This is a genomic window from Kitasatospora sp. NPDC057965, assembly GCF_042887135.1.
Taxonomy (GTDB): Bacteria; Actinomycetota; Actinomycetes; order Streptomycetales; family Streptomycetaceae; genus Kitasatospora.
On record NZ_JBHVPZ010000002.1, the window covers coordinates 44,123 to 63,574 of the forward strand.

General features: G+C 76.2%; 17 protein-coding genes. 7 read left to right on the forward strand and 10 right to left on the reverse strand.

Annotated elements, in window-relative coordinates:
* The first annotated feature begins 223 nt into the window (after positions 1-223).
* From ACFVVU_RS02095 to ACFVVU_RS02105, 3 genes are all read left to right on the forward strand, one after another.
* The gene (locus ACFVVU_RS02095) at positions 224-826 is read left to right on the forward strand and encodes a class I SAM-dependent methyltransferase (protein WP_387787813.1); all 603 of its coding nucleotides are present in this window, start codon (positions 224-226) and stop codon (positions 824-826) included.
* Between the two features lie 164 nt (positions 827-990).
* Positions 991-1,575, forward strand: a complete 585-nt coding sequence (locus ACFVVU_RS02100) for a TerD family protein (protein WP_380683875.1) — start codon at positions 991-993, stop codon at positions 1,573-1,575.
* A gap of 155 nt (positions 1,576-1,730) precedes the next feature.
* Entirely contained in the window at positions 1,731-2,852 is a 1,122-nt protein-coding gene (locus ACFVVU_RS02105; RefSeq protein WP_380683876.1) for a DUF5954 family protein, read from the forward strand.
* An 85-nt stretch (positions 2,853-2,937) separates the two neighbouring features.
* On the opposite strand, the gene ACFVVU_RS02110 is transcribed toward ACFVVU_RS02105, so the two are convergent.
* The 7 genes from ACFVVU_RS02110 to ACFVVU_RS02140 all read right to left on the reverse strand — a co-directional run bounded on the left by ACFVVU_RS02110 (position 2,938) and on the right by ACFVVU_RS02140 (position 10,938).
* A complete protein-coding gene (locus tag ACFVVU_RS02110; RefSeq protein ID WP_387787816.1) occupies positions 2,938-4,533 on the reverse strand; it encodes a lytic transglycosylase domain-containing protein in 1,596 nt (531 codons plus the stop codon).
* Positions 4,534-4,727: 194 nt separating this feature from the next.
* The gene (gene pqqB / locus ACFVVU_RS02115; protein ID WP_380683885.1) at positions 4,728-5,699 is read right to left on the reverse strand and encodes a pyrroloquinoline quinone biosynthesis protein PqqB; all 972 of its coding nucleotides are present in this window, start codon (positions 5,697-5,699) and stop codon (positions 4,728-4,730) included.
* A 10-nt stretch (positions 5,700-5,709) separates the two neighbouring features.
* Complete coding sequence (gene pqqE / locus ACFVVU_RS02120) at positions 5,710-7,203, reverse strand: pyrroloquinoline quinone biosynthesis protein PqqE (RefSeq protein ID WP_387787818.1); 1,494 nt, start codon at positions 7,201-7,203, stop codon at positions 5,710-5,712.
* Positions 7,200-7,982, reverse strand: coding sequence for a pyrroloquinoline-quinone synthase PqqC (pqqC, locus tag ACFVVU_RS02125; protein ID WP_387787820.1), 783 nt, complete (start codon positions 7,980-7,982; stop codon positions 7,200-7,202). The genes pqqE and pqqC overlap by 4 nt, the downstream gene beginning before the upstream one ends.
* Positions 7,979-8,137, reverse strand: coding sequence for a pyrroloquinoline quinone precursor peptide PqqA (gene pqqA, locus ACFVVU_RS02130; RefSeq protein ID WP_380683880.1), 159 nt, complete (start codon positions 8,135-8,137; stop codon positions 7,979-7,981). Before pqqA ends, pqqC begins: the two co-directional genes overlap by 4 nt.
* 280 nt (positions 8,138-8,417) lie before the next feature.
* Complete coding sequence (locus ACFVVU_RS02135; RefSeq protein WP_387787823.1) at positions 8,418-10,100, reverse strand: PQQ-binding-like beta-propeller repeat protein; 1,683 nt, start codon at positions 10,098-10,100, stop codon at positions 8,418-8,420.
* Between the two features lie 154 nt (positions 10,101-10,254).
* Entirely contained in the window at positions 10,255-10,938 is a 684-nt protein-coding gene (locus ACFVVU_RS02140) for a hypothetical protein (protein WP_387787826.1), read from the reverse strand.
* A 456-nt stretch (positions 10,939-11,394) separates the two neighbouring features.
* On the opposite strand from ACFVVU_RS02140, the gene ACFVVU_RS02145 reads away from it, so the two are divergent.
* Together ACFVVU_RS02145 and ACFVVU_RS02150 are read left to right on the forward strand one after the other, a co-directional pair.
* Positions 11,395-11,778, forward strand: a complete 384-nt coding sequence (locus ACFVVU_RS02145; protein WP_355367607.1) for a hypothetical protein — start codon at positions 11,395-11,397, stop codon at positions 11,776-11,778.
* 97 nt (positions 11,779-11,875) lie between these two features.
* Positions 11,876-12,112: a hypothetical protein gene (locus ACFVVU_RS02150; protein ID WP_387787828.1), complete on the forward strand. Its 237-nt coding sequence runs from the start codon at positions 11,876-11,878 to the stop codon at positions 12,110-12,112.
* 10 nt (positions 12,113-12,122) lie between these two features.
* Here the strand turns inward: ACFVVU_RS02150 and ACFVVU_RS02155 are convergent, their stop codons facing one another.
* Both ACFVVU_RS02155 and ACFVVU_RS02160 read right to left on the reverse strand, forming a co-directional pair.
* Complete coding sequence (locus ACFVVU_RS02155; protein ID WP_380683884.1) at positions 12,123-12,833, reverse strand: ribonuclease H; 711 nt, start codon at positions 12,831-12,833, stop codon at positions 12,123-12,125.
* A gap of 69 nt (positions 12,834-12,902) precedes the next feature.
* Positions 12,903-13,841 carry an NADP-dependent oxidoreductase gene (locus ACFVVU_RS02160; RefSeq protein ID WP_387787831.1) on the reverse strand — a complete coding sequence of 313 codons (939 nt, stop codon included), beginning with the start codon at positions 13,839-13,841 and terminating at the stop codon, positions 12,903-12,905.
* Between the two features lie 137 nt (positions 13,842-13,978).
* On the opposite strand from ACFVVU_RS02160, the gene ACFVVU_RS02165 reads away from it, so the two are divergent.
* Entirely contained in the window at positions 13,979-14,440 is a 462-nt protein-coding gene (locus tag ACFVVU_RS02165; RefSeq protein ID WP_387787834.1) for a winged helix-turn-helix transcriptional regulator, read from the forward strand.
* A 4-nt stretch (positions 14,441-14,444) separates the two neighbouring features.
* Positions 14,445-15,104, forward strand: a complete 660-nt coding sequence (gene merB, locus ACFVVU_RS02170; protein ID WP_387787836.1) for an organomercurial lyase — start codon at positions 14,445-14,447, stop codon at positions 15,102-15,104.
* A gap of 122 nt (positions 15,105-15,226) precedes the next feature.
* Here merB and ACFVVU_RS02175 read toward each other — a convergent pair whose 3' ends face one another.
* Positions 15,227-19,159, reverse strand: coding sequence for a phosphodiester glycosidase family protein (locus ACFVVU_RS02175; protein WP_387787838.1), 3,933 nt, complete (start codon positions 19,157-19,159; stop codon positions 15,227-15,229).
* Positions 19,160-19,452 lie beyond the last annotated feature (293 nt).

Sequence of the window (19,452 nt, forward strand, 5' to 3'; positions counted from 1 at the left end):
TGAAGCACGTGCGGCAGGGCAGGATGCGGCAGGGCGTGCGGGTCCGTGCCGTGGACCGGCCCGGAGGCCGCCGCGGTCACGACATCACAGATTGGACTGGACCAATATTCGCCGTCAAGGGGGTCCGGTGGGCGGATGGTCGGCGGCCGTACGACCGGTGCGCGGAGCGCCGGCCCGGTACGGTGGCCTCCCGAGAGGTCCCGCGTCGAACGGAGAACGGGTCATGGACAGCCGCGCCTGGGACGACCGCTACGCCGCCAGCGAGCTGGTCTGGGGCACCGAGGCCAACCGCTGGGTGGTCCGCGAACTGGCCGGGCACACCCCCGGGCGCGCCCTGGACCTCGCCGCCGGGGAGGGCCGCAACGCCATGTGGCTGGCCGCTCTGGGCTGGGAGGTCACCGGCCTGGACTTCTCCACCGTCGCCCTCGGCCGCGCCGAACGGCTCACCGCGGCGCTGCCCGACGAGGTCGCCGACCGCCTCACCTGGCGGCACGGCGACGCCCGGACATTCGAGGCCCCGCCCGAGGGCTACGACCTGGTGCTGGTCGCCTACCTCCAACTCCCGGCCGCGGATCGCCGGGCTGCGCTGCGCCGTGCCGCCGCGGCCCTCGCCCCCGGCGGCACCCTGCTGGTGGTCGGACACGACTCCGGCAACTTGACCGAGGGGGTCGGCGGTCCCCAGGACCCGGCGGTGCTCTTCACGCCCGACGACGTCCTCGCCGACCTGGCCGACGCCGGGCTGCGCACCGTCCGCGCCGAGGGGGTCCGCCGCCCGGTGGGCGAGGCGGAGGCGATCGACGCCCTGGTCCGCCTGGAGCGGGCGTAGGGCCGGGCCCGCGGGAGGCCGGGCCCGATGACGGCCGGGGATTCGCTTCCCGGGCGCGTCCGCGGGGTATGCAGGTGTCCCGGGACGAGGGCGTACGCGGGGCGCGGAAAAGATCTACATTGCTGTAGATTCGAGGCGCGCAGGCGAGCAACGAGGAGGGCGCGATGAGCGTTTCGCTGGCGAAGGGTCAGAAGCTGAGCCTGGAGAAGCCGGGTGGAGGCCGACTGGGCGTGGTGCGGATGGGCCTCGGCTGGCGCGCCGCGCAGAAGAAGGGCTTCCTCGCGAAGCTGTTCGCCGCCCAGGACATCGACCTGGACGCCTCGGCGGTGCTGTTCGCCGCGGGCAAGCCGGTCGACGTGGTCTTCTTCCAGCACCTCACCAGCAACGACGGCTCGGTGCGGCACAGCGGCGACAACCTGACCGGCGGCGCCGGGGACGCGACGGACGACGAGACCATCACCGTCGACCTCACCGCCGTGCCGGCCGAGGTGGACCAGATCCTGTTCACCGTCAACTCGTTCACCGGCCAGACCTTCCAGGAGGTCGAGAACGCCTTCTGCCGGCTGGTCGACACCCAGACCGGTGCCGAGCTGGCCCGCTACACGCTCACCGGCGGCGGCGCGTACACCGCGCAGATCATGGCCAAGGTGCAGCGCGCCGCGGGCGGCTGGCAGATGACCGCGATCGGGCAGCCGGCCAGCGGGCGCACCTTCCAGGACCTCATGCCGGAGCTGGTCAAGCACCTCTGAGCGAGGGCTCCGACGGCCCGTCCGGGGGACCCGGGTGGGCCGTCGGCCGTTCCGGCGGTGCCCGTCGGCGGTGCCGGGAGCAGGCCGTGCCCGGTCGGGTGGAGTTTCCGCGATAGCCGTGCGGTGCGCTCCGCGCGTCCGCTAACACTGGCCGCATGGACGATGACGCTGTGCAGTTGCCCGAGCACCTCACCATCCGGGTCACCCACACCGACGACCCGGTCGCCGCCGTGGCCGGCCTGGAAGCCTGGGCGTCCCGCGAGAAGTACCCCGACCTGATGATGATGCCGCCCGTCTTCGGCTGCCTGGAGCGGACCGACACGGGCGCCTGGCAGATCCTCGGGTTCCACGCCATCACCCCGCAGGCGGCCAGGGACGAGCTGGGGCACACCTTCCGGGCCTGGGCGGTGGCCGAACCGGGTACGAGCCTGGCCGCCCCCCGGCCGCTCGGCGACGAGGAACGCGCCGCCTACACCGAGGCCTACGAGCGGCTGGAGTGGGAGGCGCTCGACGAGATCTCGGTGGCCGGCCGGGACTACCGGATCTTCCGGGCCGAGCAGGTGCTGCGCTCGGGCCCGGACGGGATCGAGCCGCCCCGGCCCACCGACCCGGACCCGGCCGCCGTCGGCGAGGGGTACCGGGTGCCCTCCCGGGTGAACGGCTTCGTGATCGACCCGGCCGCCGGCGTCACGCTGGTCGACGGGATCCTGCGGCTGGACCTGATGACGCTGGTGCCGACCGGCCGGTTCATCCCGGAGGACGTCCGGGCCGAGGCACGGCTCGCCTCGCACCTCTACCCCAACGTGCTGGTCCTGCCGGTCCACTGCGCCGTCGCGGAGTTCCGAAACGGCCGCTGGGGGCCGATGACCGGCGCCTGCGAGACCCCGCAGGGCGCCCGGGACAGCCTGGCCGCCTATCTGCGCGAGTTCGCGCCCCGGCTGGACCCGAACCTCGGGAAGGAGGAGCTGGCCCGGTACGCGGAGGCCGCCGACCGGCTGGACGCCGAGCGGGCCGACGAGGTGCGGGCCGCCGACCGCCGGTTCCGGCTGGTCCGGGTGGAGCCGGTGGTCCGCCTCGGGCCGGACGGGCCGGAGCTTCCCCGCACCTCGGACTGGGACCCGGACGTGCCGCTGCGGGTGCAGGAGCAGCGCGACCGCGCCGCCGGCATCGTCTACGGCGAGGACGAGGAGGACGAGGAGGGCGAGGAGGACCCGGCGGGCGGGCGGGCCGAGGAGTCGGAGGGATCGCAGGGGGCGCAGCGGTCGGAGGACGGCTGAGGGACGGCTGCCCCGCGCGCGTCGGCCCGCCTCCCGGACGAACGGGAGACGGGCCGATGTCGCGGCGCTGGTCCGCCCGGGCCGGTCAGTGCGCCGAGGGGGCGGCGGCCGAGGGGGAGAGCGCGGCGCTCGGGGAGGCGGAGTCGGACGGCGCCGCCGTCGGGGCCGCCGAAGGGGCGGTCGGCGTGGGGCAGCCGGGGCCGGTCGGGGTGGCGGTCGCGCTCGGCGTGGCCGAGGGGCTGGCGCTCGCGGACGGGCTGGCGCTCGCGCTCGGGGTGCCGGTGGGGGCGCCCGTCGGCGTCGCGCAGCCGGTGGGCGTCTCGGTGGGCGTCCCCGTCGGCGTGGCGCTCGGGGTACCGGTCGGGGTGCCGCTCGGTGTCGTCGACGGGGTCCCGGACGGCGTCGTGGTCGGCGTCGCGCTGGGCGTCGTGCTGGGCGTGTCGGTCGGGGTGGCGCTCGCGGAGGGGCTCGCGCTGCCGGACGGCGTGGTGCCGGGCGTGGTCGGCGGGGTGGTGCCCGGCTGCTCCGAGGGCGAGGACGACGGCGAGCCGGAGGGCGTCGCGCTCGGCGACGGAGCGCCGGTCGGGGTGCCGGTGGGCGCCGTGGACGGCGTGCCGGACGGCGTCGTGGTCGGGCCGGAACCCTGCTCCGGGGTCGGCTGCGCGCCGGTGGTCGGGCTCGGCGTCACCGGCGCGAGCGGGCTCGGCGGTGTGACGGGCAGGAGCGGGGCGAGCGGGCTCACCGTGCCCGGGCGGTCCGGGGTGGTGACCGGGCTGCCGCTGCCGAAGTGCGCCATCCAGTTCCGGACGGTGCGCAGGTACTCGTTGGAGTGGTTGTAGCCGAGGATCGCCCGGTCCAGCTGGGCCTGGTCGGACAGGTCGCGGCCGCCCGCGCACAGGTACCGGCCGGCCGCCTCGGAGGCGTCGAAGATGTTGTTCGGGTCGGCCTTGCCGTCCCCGTTGGCGTCGACTCCGTAGGACGCCCAGGTGGAGGGGATGAACTGCATCGGGCCGACGGCGCGGTCCCAGGCGGCGTCGCCGTCGTAGCGCCCGCCGTCGGTGTCGGCGATCGCCGCGAAGCCGGCGCCGTTCAGCACCGGGCCGAGGATCGGGCGGAACGTCGTCCCGGCGGCGTCGACCGCGCCGCGGCCGGCCTGGCCGGACTCGACCTCGCCGATCGCGGCGAGCAGCTGCCAGGGGAGGTGGCAGCCGGGCGAGCGCTGCGCGAGCGCGGCCTCGGCCTTGCGGTAGGCGGCGAAGACCGTCTCCGGCAGGGACGGCCCGGTGCGCAGCGGGTCGGCGAAGGGCGAGGTGAGCGGGGAGAGCGGCGGCTGGAGCAGCGGCAGGGTGCCGCCGCCGTCGACCGGAGCGGTGCCGAGCGTGCCGGGAAGAGCGGGGATGCCGGTGGTGAAGGGCGAGGCGGTGCTGCCGTCGGCCGCGCCGCCGGGGACCGTCGTGGCCGTGCCGGGCAGCGCCTCCGCGGCACCCGCCGCGGCGACCGGGGAGAAGCCGAGACCGGTCTGAGAACCGGTCAGCGCCGCGAGCGCGGTGAACACCGCCAGCATCCCGGTCACCCGCTTGCCGAGCCGCAGTCGGCGGCCGGCCGTCCGGCCCGCCCGTCGCTCCCCGGTTCCGGCGGGTTTCCCGCCGTCCCGTGCGGCCTCGCCGTTCCTGCTCACCATGCCGTGCCCCTCCCGTCACCGTCCGGTCCCCCCGGGAACGGACGGGTTGTCACCATCGTGCCCGCCGGTGCATGACAGCCGTCGCTACCGGAATGATTAGTATCACGACGATCCGACAGGGGCTTGGTGTCCGGGGACGATCCCGGGCGCCACCGTTCGGTGAACGGACGGTGGCCGCGTTCGACCGGACGCGGTCAGACGGCCGTCCGGGGCGGCGAACCTCCCAGGTCGAGCAGCATCCCGTCCTCGGCGACGGCCGCGCCCGCCGCCGCCAGCGCCGGCGCCAGGGCGGCGGCCTCCGGTGAACCCCGGTGGGCGAGCGGGTTGGTGTTGTTGAGGTGGGTGTAGAGGTAGCGCGGCCCGGGCCGGCGGGCCAGTTCGGGGAGCGAGTCGGCGACGGCGAGATGTCCCATGCCGCGTGAGGTGCGGGCGCCGCCGGTGCGTTCGGCGAGTTCGTCGTCGGTGGCGAAGGTGCCGTCCAGGATCACCACGTCGGCGTCGGCCACCGACCGGTCGAGGCCGGGTGTCCAGGCGGCGAGGCCGGGCGCGTAGACGGCGCGGGCCGGGCCGTCCGCCTCGGTGAAGCGGTAGCCGACCACCCAGTCCGTCCGCTCGCCGGAGGGGCTGCCGGAGGGGTCGTCGGACGGGCTGCCGGCGGCCGGGGCGAGCGGGTCGGCGGCGTAGCGGGGGCGCTTGCCGCCGAGCGCCAGCGGCTCGGCGACCAGCCCGCCGGCCAGCTCGACGGGCGTTCCCGCGGTGACGGTGTGCCAGTGCGCCTTGGTGTAGGGGGCCAGCAGCGGGCCGACCGGGAACGCCTCGTGGAGCGCGGTGCGGACCGGTGCGGTGGCGTGCACGGAGAGCTCGGCGGCCTCCCGCAGGGTCACCAGGCCCAGGGTGTGGTCGAGTTCGCCGCTGGTGAGCAGCACACCGCGCAGCGGGGTGGCCCGGGTGCCCGGCGCGGGCGCCAGCTCGGGCGCGGCGAGCAGCTGGGAGCGCAGGTCCGGGGAGGCGTTGACCAGGTACCAGGCGGCGCCGTCGGCACTGATCGCCAGGCAGTCCTGGCTGCGGACGGCGCCGGTGCGGCGGGCGGTGGCGCAGCCCGCGCAGCCGCAGTTCCACTGGGGCAGGCCGCCGCCGGCGGCGGTGCCGAGGATCCGGATCTTCAGCGGGTGCTCCTCAGGCCGGGTCCGGGGCGGGCCGACCGGCGGGCCGGACCGGTGGTGCGGGCAGGACGGGCGGGACCGGCGCGGTGAATCGGCGCGGAACCGGTGCCGGTGCCGGCGCGGGCTCCGCGTCCGGTTCTCCCCGCACCAGGTGGTGGTGCGGGGAGAACCGGCAGGCCGGGTCGGTGACGCCCGGGTCGCCGGTGAACTGGAAGGCCTGGCAGCGGCAGCCGCCGAAGTCCTGCTCGCGCAGCGCGCAGCCGCGGCACGGTTCGGGCATCCAGTCGGTGCCGCGGTACCGGTTGAAGGCGGGCGAGTCGTGCCAGCTCGCCGCCAGCCCGTCGGTGACCGCGTTCGGCAGCACCAGGTCCGGCAGTTGGGCGGCGGCCAGGCACGGCAGCACGGCGCCGTCCGGTGCGACGACCAGTTGTTCGTTCCCCCAGCCGTTCATGCACGGCTTCGCGGTGCCGCCGTGGTGGTCGGCGACCACGTGGGTGATCTCGATCCGGTCGCCGTGCCGCGCCCGGGCCTCGGCGACGTCCCGTTCGGCCCGGCGGACCTGCTCGTCGTCGGGCGCGAGGTGGGCCCGGTTGACCCACGCCCAGCCGTAGAACTGGGTGTGCGCGAGCTCGACCCGGTCGGCGCCCAGCTCGACGGCGAGGTCGGCGATGGCGCCGAGCCGGGCGACGTTGTCCCGGTGCAGCACCGCGTTGACGGTGAGCGGCAGGCCGGCGCCGGTGAGCAGGGCGGCCGAGGCGAGCTTGCGCTCGTGGCCGGTGGGGCCGGTCAGCCGGGTCAGTCCGGCGATGGTGTCGGCCCGGTGCGGATCGGCGTCCTGGACCGAGAGCTGGACGTGGTCGAGCCCCGCCGCGGCGAGTTCGGCGGCGCGCGGGCCGTCCAGCGGCAGACCGCTGGTGATCAGGTTGGTGTAGAGGCCGAGGCCGCGGGCGTGCGCGACGATGACGGCCAGGTCGCGGCGGAGCAGCGGTTCGCCGCCGGTGAGGTGGACCTGCAGCACGCCCAGGCCGCGCGCCTGGTCGAGGATGCGCAGCCACTGCTCGGTGTCCAACTCGTCGCGCTGCCGGATGAGTTCGACCGGGTTCGCACAGTAGGAGCACTGCAGCGGGCAGCGGTGGGTGAGTTCGGCGACCAGGCCGAGCGGGGCGGGCGCCCGCTTTCCGGTGGCGGCGCCGGGCAGTCCGGCCGCCGGGTGGGGCTCGGCGGGTGCGCCGGTGCCGTCGAGGGTGAGCAGTCGGCGCGCGGCGAGGTCGGTGAGCAGGGCCAGCACCTGGCCGGCGTCCACGCCCTCGTACTCCTCGGCGAGCCGGGCGGTGATCCGGGCCGCGTCGCGCCGGCCGTCGATGTGCCGCAGCACGGCGGCGGCGGTCGCGTTGAGCAGCAGCACGCCCTCCGGGTAGAGCAGCGCGGCCTGTTGGCGTACCGGGTCGTCGACCAGCCGCACCCCGCGCCGCAGCCCGGGGGCCGCGGCGGCGGGTGCGGCGTTCACCCGGCGGTCCCGGCGGTCCCGGCGGCCACCGACGTCTCCGCCGGTGCGGCGGGCCCGGTCGGCGCGGCGCCCTCCGGCCCGTAGTCGACGGCGTCGAGCATCGCGCGCAGCACCTCGCACTTGAACGCGAGCGCGTCCACCGCGGCCCGCTGCTGCTCGGCCGTCACGCAGTGGTCCAGCACCAGATCGAGGGTCTGCGCGCTGTCCCGGCGGGCGTCGGGGATCCGGTGCTCGAAGTACGCGTAGCCGGCCGGGTCGATCCAGTCGTAGTGCTTCTGCCAGGCGACCACCCGGTCGGCCATGTGGTCGGGCGAGAACATCTCGGTCAGCGCCGCCGCCACGCCCTCGGTCCACGGCCGGGTCCGGCAGAAGTTCAGGTAGGCGTCGACGGCGAAGCGCGTGCCGCGGGCCACGTGCCGTTCGTCCAGGACCTCGGCGCGGTCCAGGCCGACGGCCTCGGCGAGCACCAGCCAGTCGGCCAGCCCGCCCTCGCCCTCGTGCGGGCCGTCCTGGTAGCCGAGCCGCCGGGTCCACTCCCTGCGGACCTCCGGCAGCGGGCAGTTGGCGATGATCGCGGCGTTCTTGCGGGTCAGGACCAGCTGGTAGTACCAGCGGTTGGCGACCCAGCGCCGCAGCTCCGGCGGCGTGCAGCCGCCGGAGTGCAGGCGCAGATGGAACGGGTGGGTGTCCCAGTACCGTCCCCGCAGGCCGTACAGCCTGGCCGCGAACTCCTCGCGGGTCGACGCGGTGGTGGAAGCGCCGGTGGGGGCGTGGGTCACCGAGTGGTCCGCGCGGCGTACGCGGTGACCTCGGCGCCGGTACGGTGGCACTCCACCGCCGGGGCGGACCAGACGGGCTTGGCCGGGGCCGCCGCGGCGGCCGGCGGGGTGGTGGCGGTGGTGGCGGTCAGCGGGGCAGTGAGCGTGGACTTCATGGGAGTTGCCCTCCTCGGTGAAGTGGGGTTCGGGGCTTCGGGGCCCGGCGGCCCCTGGAGCAGGACGCTACGAGCCGCCGGGCCCGCCCGCCGGGCCAACCCGCGCGACAGCGTGCCAAACGCGCTCGAACGGGTGACGCGACGGGCTCCGCGGCCGGACCGGGCCCGCGCGGCAAACCGGTGTCGAGTGTGCCGCGCGGGAAGTGCCGTGTCGAGTGGGCCGACAGAGGGTCTGTCAGGTGGTGCCTCCAAGGCGCCTCCCGGGGGAGCCGTCATCGGGTCAGGCGCTGCGGCCGAACGCCAGCAGGTGGCCGTCCTTGGTGCCGACGAACACCCGCCCGCCGTCCGTCGCGGGCACCGAGAACCTGGTCACCGTGCCGAGCGCGAAGCTGCGCCGCAGGGCGAGCGTGCCGTTGACCGGAAGCGCGTCGTAGACCCGCAGTTCGCCGTTCTGGCCGCCCGGTCCGGTGCCCGAGTAGACGGTCCACACCAGGGCCGAGCCGGTGGCCGTCCCGTTGGAGGTGACGACGGGTGAGCCGGAGGCGTAGCCGAAGCCCTCGGCGCTCGTCGCGGCGCTCGTCAACCGCGGGTTCCCGGCGCCGTCCACCGCGTACTTGAGGGCCCGCAGCGCACCGTAGTTCTCGACCAGGTAGACGTAGCCGCCGTCGCCGCCCCAGACGCCCGGGTGGCCCCAGACGCCCTTGAACGGGCCGGTGGTGCCGACCACGCCGTCGGTGCCGCCCGGGCCCTGGCCCATGCCGCCGAGGCGGTCCCGGTCGAGCAGGAAGATCCGGCCGTCCTTGCCGACCTGCACCATGAGGCGCGGGTGCGCGGCGGTGCCGAAACCGGACGGCAGGGCGGCCGGGCCGCCGGAGCCGAGGTCGATGTCCCCGTGGTCCATCGCCCGGTTGTCGGTGGGGCTGAAGAAGTCCCGTGGGGCGAGGCTGCCGTCGGCGGCGACGCCCAGCCGGACGACGGACTCGGCGAAGTGGCCGCCGGGCCGGTCGCCGGGGCCCTTCGGCGGGGAGGCGCCGTCGCCCGCGCCGTTCCCGGTGGCCAGGAAGATCCGCCCGGGGCCGTCCGAGACCAGGCCGCCGCCGCTCATCCAGACGCCCCCGTTCTGCGAGGCGGAGCCGGACTCGGTGGACCAGAGGGTGAGTCTGCGGGTGCTGGTGCTGACGCCGGCGACCGTGCCGACGTAGGTGCCGACCCCGCAGTCGGAGGCGAACCCGAAGTAGACCGCGCCGTCCAGCAGCAGCAGTCCGGCCCGTTGGGCGGAGGTGGCCGGGTCGAACGGCACGCCGGGGCTGTTCACCGCCGAGCCCTCGACGGCGACCGGCCAGCCGGCGCGCTCGGCGCCCGAGGCGGTGTCCAGGGCGTGCACCGAGAAGCGCGCGCCGCCCCCGTCGCCGGACTTGGAGACCAGGTAGACCGTCCTGCTCGCCTTGTCGTAGACCGGGGTGGAGATGACGCCGGTGCCGGGGGAGAGGCACGCGGTGGAGGCCGGCACCGGGGCGCCGAGCGAGCGCTGCCACAGGATCCGGCCGTCGGCCGCGTCGACGCCGTAGACGTGGTTGGTCGCGGTGGCGACCACCACGGTCGAACCGGCCACCAGCGGCTGGGCGTACACCGCGCCGTCCACGGCGGTGGACCAGCGGCGACCGAAGTCGGAAGAGGACACCCTGGCCGGGGCGAGATCCGGTTCGGCGGCGTCCCAGGCGGTGCGCAGATTGTTGACGGAGACGGTCGGATTGTCGGCCCGGGTGGGCGTCGCACCGCCGAGCGCGCCGGCGGCGAGCGCCGGGACGAGCAGCGCCAGCCCGGAGAGCAGGGCCGCCGCCGACCGCGGCGGCCGGCCGGGCCGGGCGGGTCGGGCGGGGCGGAAGGGCCGGAGGAGTCGGACGGGATCAGGGGCGTCCGGGGCCGGTCCGGTGACGCGCGCGGGTGGGTGAGATCGGCTCATGCGATCCGCCTTGGCTGTCGGGGGGAGTACGGACAACGGCGCCGTGGCGTCGTTGTGCGAACGACCGTCCCGCACCCGCGGCCGCCCGGCACCACCGTGCCCGCCCCGTTCACGCCCCGGGGGGAACCGGCTGCGCCGGGCGGAGGTGCGGCGGCTACACCCCCTTGGACAGCAGCAGCGCCAGTCCGGTGGCGGCGGCCGCCTCGGCGTCGGCGTTGACGTCGTCGCCCGGGCCGCGGTCCTTGACCACCTCGACGGAGTACGCGTGGCCGTCGGCGGTGAGGAAGTTCACCTCGGGACGGCGGCCGTTCTTGTCGCGGAGCAGGTAGGCGTCCTGGCCGGTACCGGGGACCGGGGTGGAGGTGAACTCCGGGTTGGACTTCAGCGAGGTGAACAGGGCGGGGTCCATCTCCTGGATGTGGGCGAAGGACTGCCGGGAGCCCCAGGTGCAGCCCCAGACCGGCTTGCCGTTCTTGGGATCGGGGTGGGTGCCGGTGAACGGTCCGCCGGTGCCGACGGCGGCGACCACCTGGGGGGAGGTCAGCAGGGTGCAGGCGTCCGTGGGGCGCTTGCCGGTGCCGGTGGGCGTACCGGCCGGCGTGCCGGCGGTGGGGGCGGCCGTGGTCGCGGTCGGGGCCGGGGCGGCGGTGGCCGGCGCGGTGGTGGCGGGCGCGGCCGCGGTGGTCGTCGGAGCGGCGGCGGTGGTGGCCGGGGCAGAGGCGGCCGTGGTCGAGCCGCCGCCCGAGGAGGAGCAGCCGGCCACCGCGACGGCCGCGAGGGCCAGCGCGGGCAGCCAGCCGTACCGGCGGCCGGACATGATCGGTGACCTGCGGTCCATGGAACCCCCTCCGATGGCGCCCACCGGTGCGGCGGGCGGCGACGTGGCAGGATCCTACGGCGTCGGGCGGCCCGCGATTTCCTGTTTGTGCTACAGGAGTTGGACGGCTCCGTCACGGGCGCGAGCGGGTCGTCGGCCGGCCGCGGGACCGGCGCGCCGGGGCGCCCGGGACGGCGGTCCGGAGCACGGGGGTGGTACGCGCACGTGCGGCCGGGCTCCGGGCGGCGCCCGCGCCGGGGCGAGCTGACCTGCCCGAATGTCCGGGCCCCTCATTATCAGTGCGGCCGGTCCGGTGTCGAGCGCGGGACGGCGTCTTCCCCGGACGGGTGACGTTCTGGTGAAAGTGGTCATGCCAGGAACGGCGGCCCGGCATCCTTTGCCCGTGATCATGCGGATCCCGGGACGGGGCGGGGCGCGCGACCGAGCGGATGCCCATTGGGACGGAGGCCCTGAGAGATGAGCACCAACCTGCCGGAGACCGTGGTGGAGGCCCCGGCCGTCCTGCCCGCGCCGCCCCGGGTGGTCGACGACCTCGCCCGTGATCTGACCCGGGCGGCGGCCGCCGTCCGCTCCGCCTCCAGAGACGGCCGCAGCGGCGGCGACCTCGCGGTGGCCGCCTACACCGCCGTGGTCTGCACCGGACGGTCGGCGGCCCGCGCCCTGGAAGAGGCCGCCGCCTGGTGCCGGCAGGCGCCCGAGGCCGAGGTGCACTCGCTGGCCTGGGCGCGGGTACCGGGTCACCGCGACGACGTCGACGAGTACCGGGTCACCCTCGCCGTCAGCTTCCCCGACCAGGAGACCGGCGAGCACGTCGGCGACACCCACCGCGCCCGGCGCTGAACCCCGGGACCGGGCCGGCCGATCGGCGGGGTCCGACCCCGGGTGTCCGCGTGGCAGACTCGCCGTCATGGACACCCCGGGGGCGAAGGATCCTGTTGTGACCGAGCGTGAACTGCCCGTCGGGGCGGCCGTGGTGGTCACGGTGCTGGCCGGGCTCTGCGGCGCGGCGCTGCTGCTGGCCGTGCTGCACTGGCTGGGCTGGACCGTCCCCGGCCTCGGCCGGCTGCTCGCCAAGGGGGCCGTGAAGGTCGGGGTCGGCGGAGCGGTCGGCCTGACGGCCGCCGTCGCCTGGTTCCGGGTCCGCCGCGCCGGCCGGGGACGGGACGTTTCCTGAGCGGCCCGCCTCAGGACCGGGTGGCCGCGCACTCCAGGTGGCCCCAGCTGGTACCCACCTTGGTGATCTTGTCGCCCTTGGCGTACGGGCGGGAGCACGGGCAGGTGCCGGGGAAGCGGGCGGAGAGCGTCGGCGCGCCGCCGGAGCCGGTGGAGGTCCGGCGCTTGGCCGAGGCCGTGGACGAGGTCGTGGCGGGGGCGGTACGACGGCTCCGCGCCGGGGCGCTCGTGACCGGGTCCGGGACCGGCAGGTCGGCGGCGGTCCCGCCGGCCGCCTCCTGGGTGCGGGCGGCGTCGCTGGCGGCCTTGTCGGCGATGGCGTTCAGCGGATCGCCGTCCACCTGGTGGGCGGGCACGTAGACGAACGCGACCTCGCGTCCCTCCAGGAGCCCGTCGATCCGCTGGATCAGCTCCTGGTTGGCCACCGGCTTGCCGGCGGCGGTCTTCCAGCCGTTGCGCTTCCAGCCCTTCAGCCACTTCGTCACCGCGTCGCGGGTGTACGTGCTGTCCAGCCGGACCTCCAGCGGCACGGCGGGATCGGTGGCGGCCAGCAGCTGCTCCAGGGCCGTGAGCTCGCCCACGTTGTTGGTGCTGCGCCCAAGCGGGCCGGCCTGCCAGCGCTGCGGCACCCCCGCACCGTCGGCCACCACGTAGGCCCAGGCCGCCGGGCCCGGGTTCCCCTTGGCCGCCCCGTCACAGGCGGCGATGATTCGGTCGTTCATCCTGCGATCATGCCAGCCCGCGCGGGCCCCGCGGACCGCGCGGCGTCCCGGGGCCGGGCCGCTGCGCGGTCAGGGCAGCAGGACCAGCCGCCCGCGCAGACCGCCCCGCGCCAGCCGGCGGTGCGCCTCGGCGGCCCGTTCCAGCGGCAGGGTGCCGGCCACCGGCAGCGCCAGCTCGCGGTTTGCGGCCAGGGCCGCGAGCCCGGCGAGCGCGGCGCCGTCCGCCGCCACCCAGACGTGCACGACCCGGATCCCGCGCAGCCCGGGCGGCGCCGCACCCGCCGACAGCGCGACGAAGGACCCCCGGTTGCGCACCGCGCCGAGCGCCGCCACCCCGAGCAGCGCCGCGTCCAGCGCGCCGTCCACGCCGCCGGGCACCAGCGCGCGGACCTCGGCGGCCGTGTCGGGTGCGTCGCGCGGCAGGCACCACCGCGCCCCCAGTTCCCGCAGCCGCCCGGCGTCCCGCTCGCCCGCCACCGCGACCACGCGCAGTCCGCGGCGCGCCGCCAGCTGGACCGCGAAGCCGCCGACCGCGCCCGCCGCGCCGGTGACCAGCAGCGTCGACCCGGGCGGCAGGTTCAGCAGGTCCAGCGCCTGGAGGGCGGTGAGCCCGTTGAGCGGCAGCGTCGCCGCCTCGACGGCCGGCACGCCCGGCGGCGCGGCGGCGAGCGCCGAGGCGTCCAGCACCACGGCGTCGGCGTAGCCGCCGAGCGGGACGTCCAGCCGGTCGCGCAGCCCGATCACCGCGTCCCCGACCGCGAACCCGGACACCCCGGGGCCGATCCGCTGCACCGTGCCGGCGACGTCCCAGCCGATCCCGACGACCTCCCGCGGCGCCATCAGCCCGGCCTGCGCCAGCACCCCGGCGCGGGTCACCGCGTCCACCGGGTTGACCCCGGCGGCCGCCACCCGCACCCGCACCTGGCCCGGCCCCGGCTCGGGGACGGGCACCTCGACCAGCTCCAGGACCTCCGGACCGCCGAACCGGCGGACGACCACGGCGCGCATCGCGCTCTCCTTCCAGCAGGGGCCGCCACCGCCCGCGGCGGCCGGCGGGGCTTGCCAACGGCACCCAACCTAGGGAGAGTTGCTTCCCTGCGGGAAGTACGCACCCGTGAGTGCGTACCGTACGGAGAGGAGAGCCGATGGCGACCACGACCGCCGCCCAGCGCCGCTCGGCCGCCCGGGCCGACTACGACGCCTACCTCGCCGAGTGCCCCGCGCGGCAGCTGCTGGAGCGGATCGGCGACAAGTGGGTCAGCCTGATCGTCAACGCCCTGGCCGACGGGCCGCAGCGCTACAGCGACCTGCGCCGCCGCCTCGCCGGGGTCAGCGAGAAGATGCTCACCCAGACCCTGCGCGCCCTGGAGCGGGACGGCCTGCTGACCCGGACGGTCACCGGGGCGGTCCCGGCCCGGGTCGACTACGCGCTCACCCCACTCGGTGCCGGGCTGCTCCCCCTGCTGCGGGCGATCAAGGACTGGGCGGAGGAGAACATGCCCGAGGTGCTGGCCCACCGGGAGACCCACGACAGCCTGGCCGGCCGAGGGGACGGCGGATTGACGGGCCCTCAGGGAGTGGAGCCGGAACCGGTCGTGGCAGGCTGACGGCATGGACACCGAAGAGCTGAGACTCGCGGTCTACCGTGCCTTCGCCGCCACCGGCCGGGCCCCCGGGCACGACCGGCTGGCCGCCGAACTGGGCGTCACCGCACCGGAGATCCGCGCCGGCCTGCGCGGGCTCGCGGACGCCCGGCACCTGGCGCTCGGCCCCGACGACACGATCGTCATGGCCCACCCGTTCTCCGCCGTGCCGCTGGGCTTCTCGGTGATGGCCGGCGCCACCCTGTGGTTCGGCGGCTGCGCCTGGGACTCCTTCGCGCTGCCGCACCTGGTGCCCGGCGCCGATCCGGCGCTGGTCGCCACCACCTGTCCGGCCTGCGGGCGCGCGCACGCCTGGACCGTCACCCGGTCGGCCCCGCCGGAGGGTGAGCAGGTGGCGCACTTCCTGGTGCCCGCCGCCCGGATGTGGCAGGACGTCGTCCACACCTGCGCCCACCAGCGGCTGTTCTGCTCCACCGACTGCGTCGACGACTGGCTCGCCGTCACCGGCCACCCGCGCGGCGCCGTCCTCGACCTGGCCACCCTCTGGCGGCTCGCCGCGCACTGGTACGAGGGCCGGCTCGGCTCGCCGTACACCCGGCGCGAGCCGGCCGAGGCCGCCGACCACCTGCGCTCGGTGGGGCTGAGCGGGGAGTTCTGGGGGCTGTGAACCGCTGACACGGGCTTGAGCAACAGCGTAGGAGTACCGGAGGAACGCCGAAGGCCCGCGCGGCCGCCGCCGTCGAGGCGGTGGCGGCCGCGCGGGCCGGGGTCAGGAACGGGACGGCGGCGTCACAGGGCGCCGCACTGGCCGCCCTTCGGGCCGTTCACGGTGTTGCCGTGGCCGCCGTTGCCGGGGGCCGGGGTGTTGCCCGCGCAGTCCAGCGGACCGCGCACGGTGCTGCCGGCGACGGCGGTGCCGCCGGTGTTGAGGGCCAGGTGGGCCGGGCCCTCGACGGTCGACCAGAGCAGGGCGACCTGGCCGGTGGAGCCGCTGACCGCGACCGGGCCGGACACCTGGGAGTCGGTCAGCACGAAGGCCGCCGCGCCGCGGGCCGAGACCGGGCCCTTGAAGGTCGAGCCGGTGGCGACCAGCGCCGCGCCCGGCTGGACCAGCACCGGGCCGGTGACCGTCGCGCCGTCCAGGCAGGTGACGCCGGAGGTGACCGCGAGCTTCTTCTGGGTGCCGCGCAGCGTGGTGGTGCACGCCGGGACGGAGCCGACGGTGAGCGCGCGCTCCGCCGTCACGCCGCCGACGGTGACGCTCAGCGTCGCGCTGCCCGGCCGCAGGCCGGTGAGCGTGCGGGTGGCCGGGTCGTACGCGGCGATGCTGCCGTGCGGGGCCTTGGCGGCCGGGCCGACGAACACCCCCCGGCCGCCCCACCGGGCGGTGACCGGCCAGGCGACCGGCACCGTCCGCTCGCCGTCCTGGGTGAACGTCGCGCTGACCGGCGCGGAGTCCAGCAGGCCGAGCGACTCGGGGACGGTCAGCTGCACCGCGTCGGCGCGGGCCCGCACCTCGGCGCGCAGCCAGGCCGAGGCGTCGTCCGGCACCGCGTACGGGTCGGTGACCTTGCCGGCGGCCGGGTTGATGCCGAGCATCGTCCAGCCGGTGAAGCCGCCGCGGTCCGGCTCGGCGGCCGGGCCCTTGCCCGAGTTGCCGTTGATCAGGTACGGGACGCCGTCGACGCTGCTCGCGTGGAAGGCGCCGACGTGGCCGCTGACCATGGCGGCGGACTTGCCGCCCGCGCGGAAGCCGGCCAGCCACTGCTCGACCAGCGCGGCCTCCTTGCGGTCACCGAGCCGGCTGCCCTGGTCGGGCAGCGGGTCGCGGGTCGGGTGGTGGTCGAACAGCAGCAGGCCGGTGACCGAGGGGTCCTGCGCGGCCGCGTCCAGGGTGGTGCGCAGCTTGGCGATCTGGTCGAAGCCGCTCGCCCGGAAGGAGCCCAGCGAGCTGTTCAGGGTGATGAAGCGGGTGCCCTTGACGTCGAACACCTCGCTGGTCTCGCCGAAGGCGGCCTTGAAGTTGTCGATGGTGCCGGGGCCCATCACCTCGTGGTTGCCGGGCACGTAGTGCCAGGGGATGCTGCGGCCGGTGAGCTGGTCGAACTCGTCCAGCACCTTGCGGGCGAGGGCGAAGTCGGCCGGGCTCGCCTCGTCGACCAGGTCGCCGGCGATGACCAGCAGGTCGGGCTTGGCAGCGGCGATGTCGCGCAGCGTGCGGCGGGCGGCCTGCACGATGTCGCTCTCCGGGGCGCGGGCGATGAACTGGGCGTCCGACATCACCGCGACCCGCAGCGGCCTGCCGTCCACGGTGCCGTCGGTGAGCACCACCGGGTCGGTGACCCGCGGGCGCACCGGCAGTTCGACGTCCGGCGCCACCTTGACCCGCAGGTCGGCCAGGGTCAGCGCGCCGGTGTAGGAGCGCGCGGCGCCGGTCTCCATCAGCCGGAAGCGCTGGAAGGTCAGCGGGTACTGCACACCGGCCGGGATCGGGAACTCGACCTTCTGCCAGCCGGTCCAGGTGACCATCGGCGCGTCCAGGTTGGCGGTGACGCCGGCGGCGGTGCGGTACTGGATGCGCGGCCAGGCGCCGTTGCCGTCGCCCTCGATCCACATCGTGATCGATCGCGGCTGGCCGGGCAGCACGATGCCCTCGGGGGCGATCGCGTACTGGCCGCGGGTGCCGGTCGACTTGGTGAAGTCGTACGTCAGGCGCAGGCCCTTGCCGCCGTCGTGGCCGGCGGCCGGGGCGATGCCGCCGCCGGGCGCCCGGTCGTTGCCGGACTTCCAGGCGGCCGCGTCGGAGAAGTCGGCGAACGGCTTCTCGGTCATGCCGACGGTGACGGCGACGGCGGTCTCCAGGCCGCCCACGGTCAGCCTGAGGGTGGCGGAGGTGCCGTCGGCGAGCGCCTTGAGGGCGATCGATCCGTCGTCGGCGGCGGAGGTCCCGACCACGCCCGCGCCGCCGGTGACGGTGATGTCCGCGGCCTCGACCGGGGCGGCGTGGCCCTGGGCGTCGTATCCGGTGACGGCGATCTTCGCGGTGGCGCCGGCGCCCTCCAGACCGATCGGGTCGGTGCCGGCGGCGATCCGCACCGGTGCGCCGAGCACGGTCAGCGGCAGGGTGGCGGTCTCGGCGCCGTCGGCGGCGGCGGTGACGGCGGCCGGGCCGGAGGTGCGGCCGGTGACGACGGCCTCGGTGCCCTTGCCGGACACCTCGACGGCGCCGCTGCCCGACGCGCCGCCGGTCGCGCCGCCGGTCGTGCCCTTCGCGGCCGACCAGCGGACCGGCGGAGTGGCGCCGGCCACCGGGCCGAAGGTCTCGTCGTGCGGCAGCGCGCGCACGGTGCGGTGCAGGCCGGGGAAGACCCGGGTCGCGGTGTCCACGGTCTCCGCGGGCCGGACCCGGAAGCCCTTGACCTGGCCGGAGCCCGGCGCGGAGAACAGGCCGAGCCCATTGGCGACGGCACGCTCCCCGCCGTTGTCGGACGGACTGCTGACGGTGCCGGCGCGGGCGGCGCCGGGCAGCCGGGCGGCCATCGCCGCCGAACCGCCGCCGTCCATGTTGAGCGCGTTCTGCGCGCCCATGTCCCGCATCAGCACCGCGAGGTCGGGCAGGCTGATGCCGGGGCTGTCGGCCTGCCGGCCGTCGATCGTGACCAGGTACATCCGCTTGTTGTCGGCGGAGAAGCCCACGGCGGTCCGGGCGTTGGGCTCGTTGCCGTCGTTCTCGCCGGGCCGCATCGCGACGCCGTCGCGGACCAGCACCTGGTAGCCGCCGACCGCCACCGCGACCTCGCCGAAGGAGGCGCGCGGCCGGTAGCCGGTGGAGACCTGGTCGCCGGGCTTGAGCTCGCGCAGCGCGCGGGCGCCGGCCTCCCGGCCGACCAGCACGGTGGCGCCCTCGGGCACGGCGGCGCCCGGCTGCTCGCGGACGGCGGTGACCCGGCCGTCGCGCAGCTCCACCTCGACGACCTCCGAGGAGCCGCCGGCGACCTTGGCCCGGGAGGCCTGGCCCCAGGCGGGGGTGAACAGGCCGACGCCGTCGGTGGGCAGGCCGTAGGTGTTGACGCCGTCGAGGGTCAGCTCGCGGCCGCCGGGCAGCGCGGCGTGGCCCTCCAGGAACACCTCGGCCATCCGGGCCAGGCCGTCGGTGCCGACGGTCACGGCCTGGTTCCAGCCCTCGATCGGGGCGTGCACGAGGCCGCCCTCGCGGGAGACGCCGACGCCGAGCGGCGCCTCGGAGGCGTTCATGTCGAAGTAGTCGCCGTTGATGGCGGCGACCGCCCCGGCGCCGCGGGCCATGTCGGTGACGGTCTGCCGGGTCGTCACCTGGCCGGAGGACAGGTAGTCGACGCTCAGGCCCTTGGTGGCGAGGTCGGCGACCAGGACCTTGCCGCGCAGCCAGCCGGTCGTCCCGAGCCGGTCGAAGGCGGTCATGGTCAGCCCCGGGGCGATCGGGGTGACCTCGCGCCGGGTGACGACCGACTCGCCGGGGCGGTCGAGCACCAGGCCGGGGTCGGCGGCGGTGCCCTCGGCGCCGGCCGTGGCCGGTCCGCCGGGCGCGGCCCAGGCGGTGGAGGTGGCGAGGGCGGGCAGGCCGGCGGCGACCAGCGCGCAGAGCGCGACCACCGCGGCGGGCCGCCGGCGGCGGCGCGCCCCGGGTGCGGCGGCGGGTGCGGGAACGGGGGCGGTCGTCGTGGGGGTGACGGGCGGTGACATCGGTGGTTCAGCTCCTCGTACTGCTACGGGACGTGTGTGCCGCCGGTGCGAGCGCAGGACGCGGTCGGTGGCACGGGGCGCCGCTGGACGGCGCGGCCCGGGAGCATGATCACCGAGCCGACGGCAGCCAATCGTCCACGAAAGACCTTCACACCACGCGTCGGTGAACCGACCCGTTCGGCCGCGCGAACAAAAGCCCCATTCCTCTCGGGAACATGACACAACAGGACGTCCGGGCAGGGGTGGTGAGGATCGCCGGTTTCCCGTCCTGCTGCAGAGTTCGACGCCCGCCG

Coding starts and splice junctions, on each gene's coding strand:
- ACFVVU_RS02135 (WP_387787823.1), bottom strand. CDS start 10,100: ATGAGCCGATCTCACCCACCCGCGCGCGTCACCGGACCGGCCCCGGAC.
- ACFVVU_RS02110 (WP_387787816.1), bottom strand. CDS start 4,533: ATGGTGAGCAGGAACGGCGAGGCCGCACGGGACGGCGGGAAACCCGCC.
- pqqA (WP_380683880.1), bottom strand. CDS start 8,137: ATGAAGTCCACGCTCACTGCCCCGCTGACCGCCACCACCGCCACCACC.
- ACFVVU_RS02140 (WP_387787826.1), bottom strand. CDS start 10,938: ATGGACCGCAGGTCACCGATCATGTCCGGCCGCCGGTACGGCTGGCTG.
- ACFVVU_RS02145 (WP_355367607.1), top strand. CDS start 11,395: ATGAGCACCAACCTGCCGGAGACCGTGGTGGAGGCCCCGGCCGTCCTG.
- ACFVVU_RS02160 (WP_387787831.1), bottom strand. CDS start 13,841: ATGCGCGCCGTGGTCGTCCGCCGGTTCGGCGGTCCGGAGGTCCTGGAG.
- ACFVVU_RS02165 (WP_387787834.1), top strand. CDS start 13,979: ATGGCGACCACGACCGCCGCCCAGCGCCGCTCGGCCGCCCGGGCCGAC.
- ACFVVU_RS02100 (WP_380683875.1), top strand. CDS start 991: ATGAGCGTTTCGCTGGCGAAGGGTCAGAAGCTGAGCCTGGAGAAGCCG.
- merB (WP_387787836.1), top strand. CDS start 14,445: ATGGACACCGAAGAGCTGAGACTCGCGGTCTACCGTGCCTTCGCCGCC.
- ACFVVU_RS02095 (WP_387787813.1), top strand. CDS start 224: ATGGACAGCCGCGCCTGGGACGACCGCTACGCCGCCAGCGAGCTGGTC.
- ACFVVU_RS02155 (WP_380683884.1), bottom strand. CDS start 12,833: ATGAACGACCGAATCATCGCCGCCTGTGACGGGGCGGCCAAGGGGAAC.
- ACFVVU_RS02175 (WP_387787838.1), bottom strand. CDS start 19,159: ATGTCACCGCCCGTCACCCCCACGACGACCGCCCCCGTTCCCGCACCC.
- ACFVVU_RS02105 (WP_380683876.1), top strand. CDS start 1,731: ATGGACGATGACGCTGTGCAGTTGCCCGAGCACCTCACCATCCGGGTC.